The organism is Nostoc sp. LEGE 06077 (assembly GCF_015207705.1).
Classification (GTDB): Bacteria; Cyanobacteriota; Cyanobacteriia; order Cyanobacteriales; family Nostocaceae; genus Nostoc_B.
Genome location: NZ_JADEWI010000044.1, coordinates 49,674 through 59,958, shown reverse-complemented (window position 1 = coordinate 59,958; position 10,285 = coordinate 49,674). Strand labels below are relative to the sequence as shown.

General features: G+C 40.3%; 12 protein-coding genes and 1 pseudogene. 10 read left to right on the top strand and 3 right to left on the bottom strand.

Translation table 11 applies throughout. The annotated features are described in order from the left end of the window. Positions 1–467: 467 nt before the first annotated feature. The 3 genes from upp to IQ244_RS23155 all read left to right on the top strand — a co-directional run bounded on the left by upp (position 468) and on the right by IQ244_RS23155 (position 1,988). Entirely contained in the window at positions 468–1,118 is a 651-nt protein-coding gene (upp, locus tag IQ244_RS23165) for a uracil phosphoribosyltransferase (protein WP_193898370.1), read from the top strand. A gap of 77 nt (positions 1,119–1,195) precedes the next feature. Next, positions 1,196–1,540, top strand: coding sequence for a hypothetical protein (locus tag IQ244_RS23160; protein WP_193898369.1), 345 nt, complete (start codon positions 1,196–1,198; stop codon positions 1,538–1,540). Positions 1,541–1,712: 172 nt separating this feature from the next. Beyond that, positions 1,713–1,988, top strand: a complete 276-nt coding sequence (locus tag IQ244_RS23155) for a YggT family protein (protein WP_015110968.1) — start codon at positions 1,713–1,715, stop codon at positions 1,986–1,988. Positions 1,989–2,116: 128 nt separating this feature from the next. Here the strand turns inward: IQ244_RS23155 and IQ244_RS23150 are convergent, their stop codons facing one another. Further along, entirely contained in the window at positions 2,117–2,554 is a 438-nt protein-coding gene (locus tag IQ244_RS23150; RefSeq protein WP_193898368.1) for a biotin carboxylase, read from the bottom strand. 312 nt (positions 2,555–2,866) lie between these two features. Here IQ244_RS23150 and IQ244_RS23145 point away from each other — a divergent pair, with 312 nt between their 5' ends. The 4 genes and pseudogenes from IQ244_RS23145 to arsH all read left to right on the top strand — a co-directional run bounded on the left by IQ244_RS23145 (position 2,867) and on the right by arsH (position 6,212). Further along, positions 2,867–3,928 (top strand): PstS family phosphate ABC transporter substrate-binding protein, encoded by a 1,062-nt coding sequence (locus IQ244_RS23145; protein ID WP_193898367.1) that lies wholly within the window; start codon positions 2,867–2,869, stop codon positions 3,926–3,928. Between the two features lie 29 nt (positions 3,929–3,957). Next, positions 3,958–5,107 (top strand): annotated as a pseudogene (arsB, locus tag IQ244_RS23140) (ACR3 family arsenite efflux transporter). A 34-nt stretch (positions 5,108–5,141) separates the two neighbouring features. Beyond that, positions 5,142–5,540 carry an arsenate reductase, glutathione/glutaredoxin type gene (gene arsC, locus IQ244_RS23135; RefSeq protein WP_193898366.1) on the top strand — a complete coding sequence of 133 codons (399 nt, stop codon included), beginning with the start codon at positions 5,142–5,144 and terminating at the stop codon, positions 5,538–5,540. Positions 5,541–5,558: 18 nt separating this feature from the next. Then, entirely contained in the window at positions 5,559–6,212 is a 654-nt protein-coding gene (gene arsH, locus IQ244_RS23130; protein ID WP_193898363.1) for an arsenical resistance protein ArsH, read from the top strand. 97 nt (positions 6,213–6,309) lie between these two features. Here arsH and IQ244_RS23125 read toward each other — a convergent pair whose 3' ends face one another. Further along, the gene (locus IQ244_RS23125; RefSeq protein WP_193898361.1) at positions 6,310–7,164 is read right to left on the bottom strand and encodes an SDR family NAD(P)-dependent oxidoreductase; all 855 of its coding nucleotides are present in this window, start codon (positions 7,162–7,164) and stop codon (positions 6,310–6,312) included. 355 nt (positions 7,165–7,519) lie between these two features. Here IQ244_RS23125 and IQ244_RS23120 point away from each other — a divergent pair, with 355 nt between their 5' ends. Next, positions 7,520–8,134 (top strand): hypothetical protein, encoded by a 615-nt coding sequence (locus IQ244_RS23120; protein ID WP_193898359.1) that lies wholly within the window; start codon positions 7,520–7,522, stop codon positions 8,132–8,134. A gap of 109 nt (positions 8,135–8,243) precedes the next feature. Then, positions 8,244–8,516, top strand: a complete 273-nt coding sequence (locus IQ244_RS23115; RefSeq protein WP_193898358.1) for a GlsB/YeaQ/YmgE family stress response membrane protein — start codon at positions 8,244–8,246, stop codon at positions 8,514–8,516. Between the two features lie 154 nt (positions 8,517–8,670). On the opposite strand, the gene IQ244_RS23110 is transcribed toward IQ244_RS23115, so the two are convergent. After that, the gene (locus IQ244_RS23110) at positions 8,671–8,853 is read right to left on the bottom strand and encodes a CsbD family protein (RefSeq protein WP_193898356.1); all 183 of its coding nucleotides are present in this window, start codon (positions 8,851–8,853) and stop codon (positions 8,671–8,673) included. Positions 8,854–9,360: 507 nt separating this feature from the next. On the opposite strand from IQ244_RS23110, the gene IQ244_RS23105 reads away from it, so the two are divergent. Further along, positions 9,361–10,158, top strand: coding sequence for a hypothetical protein (locus IQ244_RS23105; protein ID WP_193898354.1), 798 nt, complete (start codon positions 9,361–9,363; stop codon positions 10,156–10,158). Positions 10,159–10,285: the final 127 nt, after the last annotated feature.

Sequence of the window (10,285 nt, the reverse complement as noted above, 5' to 3'; positions counted from 1 at the left end):
CTTAATCCCAATTAATCTTTTTGATTCCTGGGGGTATAGTTCTATTCTTTCTAGGGGACTTGTCATTATTGATATACATAGTTACATTTTTCTGTTTATTTTCCCACAAAATTTATTTTAAAGATAGTTCTAATAGATATCTCTAAAAATGATCTAATGGCGTAGGTGGAGTATACGCCCCTAGCAAGGATTTTGGGCAATGCACAATTAATTATCACCAGATGTCTAATAAATAATGCAAAAAAAAGAGGGACAAGCCTGCTACTGCTGGCCAATCCCGTCTGCCGATCCTTAAAGAGAGGAGAACACTGATTAATAATATAGCTTTGATTGAGAATCTATGTCAACTATTAATGAAAAAGATTTTCAATAATTTTCGGGGTGTTGATTTTGGCTGTTAGCTATACGCAGGAAAGAGTATGATGAGGTTTCAGTTCCTGTAAAATCAAAAGTGCTAATTTCCAGCTATGACGGTACAACTGCGTGTTTACGTTCCTCCCCATCCCTTAATTAAGCACTGGTTGGCAGTTGCCCGTGATGCTGCTACACCTTCAGTATTATTCCGCAGTGCCATAACTGAGTTAGGCCGATGGCTAACTTACGAAGCCGCGCGAGAGTGGCTACCGACGATAGAGACGACGGTGCAAAGTCCTTTAGATGCTTGTCCCGCAACTTTTATTAATCCAGAAGTGCCTGTGGCGGTGGTGCCGATTCTGCGGGCAGGATTAGGATTATTAGAAGGCGCACAAACTCTATTACCGTTAGCTTCGATTTATCATTTGGGCTTGGTGCGGGATGAAGAGACGCTGGAAGCGCAATGTTATCTGAATAAATTACCGGAAAAATTTGACCCACAAACAAGAGTGTTAATCACCGATCCGATGTTAGCAACAGGGGGGTCAATTATGCGGGCTATGGCAGAATTAACACAACGGGGGGTTAATCCGGCGTTGACGCGAATTGTGAGTGTAGTTGCGGCTCCACCAGCATTGCAGAAACTCAGCGCGGTGTATCCAGAGTTAATAATTTACACTGCAACTATTGATGAAACAGTTAACGATCGCGGTTTTATTGTACCGGGATTAGGCGATGCAGGCGATCGCATTTTTGGTACTTAAGTTACTATGCAGCTAGGCAAAGAAAATCGCTAAACACAATATTAAAGATTGTAAGGTTGCTTCAAGGCGGTAAAGTTATGAGTCAGCGTGATGGTTTTGCTGGTGGTTTTTTAGCAGGGGCGCTTTTTGGTGGCTTAGTTGGGGGCGTTTTGGGGGCGCTCATTACTTCTCGGCTCGATTTAGAATCAACTGAAGAAGAAACTGAACTGAGCAATGCTGCGGTAGAGCCGAAAAAAAACTCAACAAAACGGCGGATGAGAGCCTCAGAAACTGGTGATTTGGAAATGGAAACGGCTAGGCGATCGCTAGAAGATAAAATTGCTCAGTTAAATGCCACAATTGATGAGGTGAGAAAACAATTGGGCGATGTTAACGGTAATACTAGTCAGACAGTAGGCGATCGCTCTTCAATACAAGATTAATCACCCACAAACCACTTTCCTCAACTTAGTTTTCACTTTCAGGCTCATCGGAAGTTCCGGTAACTGCTAGTCGTGGTCAAAATAGACACTGATTCGCAGACAGCATGACAACGACTAAACTAAAATCAACTATAAGACCGCTTGTGAAACTTAGCAGGAAACCGAAAAATCCATGTTTTTACTGATTAGCACTCTCAACACCTTCATACAGCTATATACTGCTCTACTATTCATTAGAGTTCTATTGACTTGGTTCCCCACCATCAATTGGTACAATCAGCCTTTTTCTGCTTTAAGCCAAATTACTGACCCATATCTCAATGTCTTCCGTTCCATCATCCCCCCCTTGGGTGGAATTGATATTTCTCCAATGTTGGCGATTTTATTACTACAAGTAGTAGGCCAAGTAGTAGGTAGTCTGGCTGGTGGTCTGCAAGTCTTTGCGTAATTATCAGTTACAAGTTACTAGTTTGAAGTCTGGGTTGACCAACCCAGACTGTTTATCTTATTAAAAGTTGTAATCACTCAGAACTCAGAACTCAGCACGGGCTAACCGCCCCGCTACGGTAACAGCACTCATCTTCTGACTTGACTACTAAATCCCGATGCTTTAAATTGCTTTAGCTGCAAAGGTAAGGGCTGATTGGCGGGTACAGAAATCCTGAGTTCAAAATCACTCGTTCCTGGTGGAACTTCCTCAATAGAACCAAGACGAGTCCGGTTTTGCATTACTGAGTCATTGTTAGCATCATAGATCCGGCCATATATATCTGCATCGTAGACAGTTTTGTAAGTGCCATTTTCTGCTTTACCTGTGACAATAAAGCAATTCGCCGCTGCACTACCACTACTAATAACCGCCCCCTGAGCCAGTTCTGGGGGACAATCTTTATAAGAAATGTCAAATAGTCTAATCTGTGTTAGGGCTTCGGCTGTGGGAGTTATCACCCATGAGAGAAACGTGATTAGACAGAAAGTAAAAATTATCTGAATCAGTTTTGAGTAGTGCTGCATAACCAAAGTTGGGAAATTCAATAAAAATGCTCTGCTGTGTTGTTTTTTCATATTTCACAAAGGTAAACAATTACTCTCGGTGAACTTAGCGCTGAAAAGTTACTGTCATCACTAAACACTCAGCACTATTTTTAACCTCAGCTTACCTGAATTTCATAACCAAGAGATTGCAGACTTTAATTTATCGTTCGAGAACCCATCAACTTTTTTTGATGAATTTTTGTATTTTCTAGTTGACAACACCCTAACATATCAAGTTTTCTTGATATGAGGGATAGATAAACTTAGTGACAACACGCGTTGGAGAGGTCGATGAAAACAAAAGTTAAGAAATTGGCTCTCGTATTGACAACACTGGCGCTAGTAAGCAGTTGTGCAGATGGATCAACTTCTAATACTCAAAGTCAACAGTCTCCCAGCGCTATTGAAGTGAGTAATAGTACCAAGACTGGGACAACAATTAAGATTGATGGTTCGAGTACGGTATATCCAATTACTCAAGCGATCGCTCAAGAGTTTCAAGCAAGCTCTAATAACAAGGCGCAAGTTGAAGTCAAATTTTCTGGTACTACAGGCGGGTTTGAAAAATTCTGTGCAGGAGAAACAGCAGTCAGCAATGCGTCCCGACCGATTTTGTTAGCAGAGATGACAGCTTGTAAGAATAACGGAGTGGGATACATAGAACTTCCCATAGCTTTTGATGCTTTAACTGTAGCTGTCAATCCTCAAAACACTTGGGCAAAAGACATCACAGTAGCAGAATTAAAAAAGATTTGGCAACCTGCGGCTCAAGGGAAAATTACTCGCTGGAACCAAGTACGAGCATCTTGGCCAGATCGTCCTTTGACTTTGTATGGTGCTGGGGGAAAATCTGGTACTTTTGACTACTTTACAGAGGCAATTGTTGGTAAAGCTAGAGCTTCTCGCAACGATTACACAGCCAGTGAAAATGATGAAATATTAGTAGATGGCATCAGTAAAGACCCAAATGCGTTGGGTTATTTTGGCTATGCGTATTATGAAAAACATCAAGATAAATTGAAAGCGCTCTCCATTGATAATGGACGTGGCTCAGTATTACCCTCACCTCAAGCAGTAGAGAAAGCCAAATATCAAACACTTTCTCGACCTTTATTTATTTACGTTAATCCGCAGTCTTTATCAAATAGGGGAATACTATCCGAATTTATAGATTTTTACCTCAAAAATGCACCAAAAACCGTAGCATCTGTGGGTTATATACCTTTACCCGATGAAGGCTACCAGATTAATTCTGTTCACTTTTATCGAAGCAAGGTAGGAACAGTATTTGATGGGAAAGCAGAAATGAACCTAACAATTGGTGAATTGTTGCGGAAAGAATCCAAATGTTAGGCGTTGAGTTTGATTTTAGGTGTATATTAATGGCTCATAATTCACAAGCTAGTACAACCCGCATACAAGCAGGAAGCAATCTCAGCTTTTTTGAAAAGTATCTCACTGTTTGGGTATTTTTATGTATCTTTGGGGGAATTGTTCTGGGTCGATTATTTCCAGGAGTGGCGGTATTACTGGATGCAATGAGTGTATATCAGGTTTCTATTCCCATTGCTGTATGTTTGTTTTTCATGATGTATCCCATCATGGTGAAGATTGACTTCACGCAAGCTACAAATGCTATCCGCGCTCCAAAACCAGTAATTCTCCTTGGTGGTGAATTGGTTGATTAAACCATTCACGATGGTAGTATTTGCTCAATTTTTCTTAGGATGGTTATTTCGTCCTTTGATTGTAGGAAGTGAAATAATTCGCGGTGGTGAAGTCACACTGGCAAATTCTTACATTGCTGGCACAATTTTATTAGGAATTGCGCCTTGTACAGCGATGGTGCTGATGTGGGGCTATCTTTCTTACGGGAACCAAGGACACACCTTAATCATGGTGGCTGTAAACTCTTTGGCTATGCTATTTTTATATGCACCTTTGGGTAGATGGTTACTAGCTGCGAATAATTTAACTTTACCTTGGCAAACTATTGTTTTGTCAGTATTGATTTATGTTGGTTTACCGCTAATAGCGGGAATGTATAGCCGTTACTGGATTTTTAAATATAAAGGTAAAGAGTGGTTTGAAAGAAGATTTCTCAACTATTTGACTCCCGTGGCGATTACTGCTTTGTTGCTAACTTTGGTACTGCTGTTTGCCTTCAAGGGTGAACTAATTGTGAATAATCCCTTGCATATTTTGTTAATTGCTGTACCACTGTTTATTCAAACTAATTTCATTTTCTTGATTAGTTATGTAGCAGCATTGAAACTGAACTTATCTTACGAAGATGCCGCACCAGCAGCATTAATTGGCGCGAGTAATCATTTTGAAGTGGCGATCGCCACGGCTGTGATTTTATTTGGCTTAAGTTCTGGTGCAGCACTAGCTACAGTGGTGGGAGTTTTAATTGAAGTGCCAGTTATGTTAATGCTGGTTGAATTTTGTAAACGCACAGCAAGTTGGTTTCCGAGAGAACCGGAGAAAGCAACCTTGCTAGATCCGCGTTGTTTTGGTAACTGCAAATAATTACAACTATCGTCACAAACAAAGGAATTGATTTATGAAACGTGTCATGTTTGTCTGTAAAAAGAACTCTGCTCGTTCGCAAATGGCGGAAGGTTTTGCTAAAACCCTAGGTAAAGGAAAAATAGCCGTAACTAGTTCGGGGTTAGAGGCGAGTCAGGTTAGACCAGAAGCGATCGCAGTTATGCAAGAAATTGGTATTGATATTACCGATCAAAATTCCAAACCCCTAAGTGATTTTCAAGCCGCAGACTTTGATGTGGTGATTTCTCTGTGTGGTTGTGGTGTGAATTTGCCGCCGGAATGGGTAGTACGCGAAGTATTTGAAGATTGGCAGTTAGATGATCCGGCTGAACAACCAGAAATTTTCCCCAGAGTGCGCGATGAAATTAAAGAACGGGTGGCGCAATTAATTGAATCGGTGAATCAAGCATAAACTTATTTATTTCCATCTATGACAACATTCGACCATCCCCCCAGAATTTTATTTTTATATGGCTCTTTGCGCGATCGCTCCTATAGTCGTCTCTTGGCAGAAGAAGCCGCCCGCATCATTGCAGAGTTTGGTGCAGAGGTGAAGTTTTTCGACCCCAGAGAACTCCCCATTTATGGTAGTGTTCCTGACACTCATCCCAAAGTTCAGGAATTGCGGGAATTAAGTTTGTGGTCGGAAGGCCAAGTTTGGTCTAGCCCGGAGTTACACGGTCAAATTTCTGGGATTATGAAAAACCAAATTGATTGGATTCCGCTGAGTATTGGAGCCGTTCGCCCAACTCAAGGTAGAACTTTGGCTGTAATGCAGGTAAGCGGTGGTTCCCAATCTTTTAACGCCGTGAATACATTAAGAATTCTGGGGCGATGGATGCGGATATTCACGATTCCCAATCAATCTTCAGTGGCGAAAGCATATCAAGAGTTTAACGAAGATGGGACAATGAAAGATTCGCCCTACCGCGATCGCGTTGTGGATGTGATGGAAGAACTTTATAAGTTTACTTTGTTGTTACGAGACAAGGTAGATTACCTCACAGATCGCTACAGTGAACGCAAGGAGAAGGCAGCAAAAGAAGTAATTGAGGTGGCGAACAAAGCCTTGAAAGTTAACTAAAATCTAATTTTGGCGATCGCATATCGGGGTGGGGCTGAAAATGACCGGGTGGAGGTAGAAGTTTTCTGTTGAGTAAAGATTGAACAGTGTTCATTATCTATAAACCCATTGAATATAAAATCACTCGGTCATACAATCTGTCAGGTAAAAGATACTTGAGTACTACTGCCAATTTTGCGTCTTGACCGACGAGATAGCGCGTCTTTGGTTTTTTCGCTGTGAGTGCATGAACAACAGCCTCAGCTACAACATCTGATGAAATGCTCTTAGATGCTATGACTCCCACTTTTTTACGTACAGCCGTCATCGCAGCACCGTAGAGATCTTGGGCAGATGGCGACAAATTGTCCTTTGCTTTATCTGCTTGAGTAAAAGACTTTTCCCAAATCGGGGTAGAAATTGCGCCTGGTTCAATAATGGAAACTGAAATTCCCCAAGGTCGTAATTCCATACGCATCACATCGGTGAGCGCTTCAAGTGCAAATTTTGAGGCATTGTAAGCACCAAGAAACGGAGCCGCACTTCTGCCGCTAACAGAACCCATATTGACAATTCGTCCTCGACCTTGCCGCAATAAACCAAGAAATGCTTGTGTGACTGCTAGTTGTCCAATCAGATTAACTTGTATTTGTTGTTGAAATTCAGCAATTGGTAATAATTCTAATGGGCCTGGAACTGCAATTCCGGCATTATTTACTAAACCCAAAATTTCATCACCAACAGTATTTTTTATTGTCTCAACTGCAAATGCAATTGAATCAGCATCTGTAATATCTAAAAAAATAGGGATAAGTCTTGGAGAAGCTTTCTGTTGAAGCTTTTGAGCATCTACATCTTTACGTACACCAGCAAAGACACAAAATCCTAATTTGTCTAAAAGCAAAGCGCAGGCTTCACCGATTCCGGTTGATGCCCCTGTAATAACTACTACACCTTGATTTTTTACAAGCATTTATGTTCTCCACTTTCTGAGCTTCACTATAAATTTAGTTGCTGGCAACAAATGATATATTTGCTACTTATCTAGCAGAATTTAGGATTCAGAAGTCAGAATGAATTACCATTAACCAATCAATAGTGCTTGGTTGAAACTCAGCAGATTGAACGCGCCCATCGCGCTAATCTGAACCGTATTAGTTGATATGCAGGCGATCATGAACGCTATGCAATACATTTAGACGTAATGAACAGAGGTTTTGCTAAATATTTTCTTCTGCAAACAAAAATAATTGGGAGCTAGAATTTGAATAATCAACTGGCTTAGTTAAAGTTGGTAGACATCACCTCTAAATTGCTATTGACGACCTATGAACCCAGATGAGATTAAAACAGCATTGCAAACAGCCTTTAAGCGTTGTGATGTAGCCAGCTGTCCTCTCTCTGAGATGCAGAAACAGATATTACTGCAAGTAGTCAAGCAAATTCCCCAAGATTCTACATCCGATGTTGCTAACCCTTTAGACGAATTAGACTCAGAGGAACTATTAGCATTTTTAAAGTTTGTCAAAACGGAAGAACAACAAAACCGCACTTGGAAAGTGCAATTGTTAAATGATTGGCTGCACAACCAAGACTCAGGCGCAGTCCAATTCATCCGAGAACGCTATGGTTTGCAATGGTTGAATCGAGTTGAGTCATATCATTTTGACAAATATGCTGATTTTGAAGATGCACTCAAGTTAAGAGTAGGCGATCGCATTGAGATTTCCAATGCCCTATGGGAATGGGTGCAAGAAGATGGCCCTTGTAAACGGGAATGGATTCCCTGCATTGTGATTCAGGTAGATGAAAACAGTGATGCGAACAACCCCCCTCAAAATTGCATTATTCGCTTCAATAATGGTTCTGAATTTGAAATTCAAGGTATCTACGATTGGAACCGCTACAATTGGCGCTGGCCTCCCAGCCAAAAATATCAATAATAGAAAAATTCTCCCATCTGGTTTTTTGCCATGATACGTATTTCTTGAGGTAGACGGAAAACCGACTAGTTCTGCATAAGATACTGGGATAATCTTTGCAAAATAAATTATGAATATTATTGCTTGGATCATCCTCGGTCTAATTGCTGGAGCCATAGCTAAAGCTATTTATCCTGGTAGTCAAGGTGGTGGCATTCTGGCAACTATGGTTTTAGGAATCGTGGGTGCTTTAATTGGGGGAACTATCGTTACACTTTTGGAAACAGGTAGGTTACAATTCACAGCGGCAACCTTGAGTATTCCTGGGATAATTGTTGCCATTATTGGAGCAATTATTGCTATTTTTATCTGGGGTTTAGTAACTAATCGCGCCAGTTATTAGTTGATTTTAAAATTATGGTTAGGCTGATGTTATTGTTACTATCGCCCATAAATATAAAGACTCCACTTTTGGGTAAGGTGGAGTCTTCTATATAAAGATAAAACTTCAAGGCTACAAATAATTTCAGTCTAGGATGCTAGAAAGAAATGTGCAATTAGTCTATAGCTTTTTTAAGTTCATCTTTGATATTTTCTGTGGTGTGAATTACGTGAGCTTCAGCTTGTTTGGCTTTACCTTCAGCTTTATCTGATGGATTCCCTGTAACTTCACCAATTACTTCTTGCACTTTGCCTTCAATATTTTTGGCAGTAGCTTCTACTCTATTTTCAATACTCATATTGTTTACCTTGGCTATTTCTAAACTAAGAAAGAACATACCAGGATTACTTAGGTTTATTTATCTATCAAGAGATATAAAAAATAATTATATTCCATATCTTTAGATAGATATTGAATAATAATATTTTATTTTTGAAAAAGCTTAGATATCTGTAAGTGGGCGTTAATTACTGTATTCTTGGTCGATTGAGAATTATACGGAAAATACTCACCCTACCTATACTTTAAAAACCACATCAGATTTTTATATACACACAAGTATAAATATAAAATGTCAATAATTTAGGAACAATTAGTACAACATCACAAAACTGGATTTTGCAAGTGCGATCACTTGTGAGACAACCATCAGATATTTAGGCTGACTGATGCGATCGCATTGTGGTGAATTTTCCGCTAAACTTTTGCACAGATGAATATCAGAGGATTAGTTCTCAGCTTGCACTGACAGAAAGTAGCGGAAAGTGAAATACTTATCCTGCTGATGTCTTATGGCTAAAAGCAGATGAAACACCTAAAATCGCGATCGCAAGACCTGCGGAGTTTGTTTGAAAACAACATTACAATCGAATATGTGGCAGAACCTCTCAAAGCTGTGTCATCCCAAGCTGAAGTAGCAGAGGTATTACAGTGGATGCAAGCAAAAGATTTTGATGTTGTTGGGATTGAAATGGAAGACAATATCACTGGTTATGTTGAACGCTCTAGTTTAATCCAGGTAAAATCCGGCCGATGCGGTGATTATCAACGAGTGTTTCATTCCCAAGAACTGATAGCCATTTCCACCCCACTCATGAAGCTATTGCCCATTTTGCGGCAAACTCCCCGCTTATTTGTTTTAGATTGCAATCAAGTTAGTGGAATTGTGACTTGTGGCGACTTACAAAAAGCACCAGTGCGAATGCTCCTATTTGGGTTGGTGACACTGCTAGAAATGAATCTGCTGCGACTAGTGAGACTGTATTATCCCCAAGATTCTTGGCAGAAATGCCTCAAACCCGAACGGGTAGAAATTGCCAAACATCTATGGCGAGAAAGTCAAGAAAGAAACGAAGCTACCGATCTATTAGATTATCTCCAGTTTTGCGACAAACGAGAATTAGTTTTAAACCAACCACAACTACTTCAGCAACTAGAGTTAAAGTCCAAACGGTTTGGCGAACGCTTCTTAAAATCTGCTGAACAATTACGCAACCGATTAGCTCACGCGCAAAATTTAGTCACTGGTTCTTCTTGGATAGATTTAATTTCTCTCGCCGAAGCAATGGAAACTTTGTTGATTCGCTGTGAAGAAATAGAATAATCCTGAACTCAGATTAATTACTTCACACCAAAAACCTCCGCGTACCTCTGCGCTAACCTCCATGTACCTTTGCGTTGAAAAAACTATGGTCAGCTTCACAAAAAACCTTAAAAGTAGAGACACACAA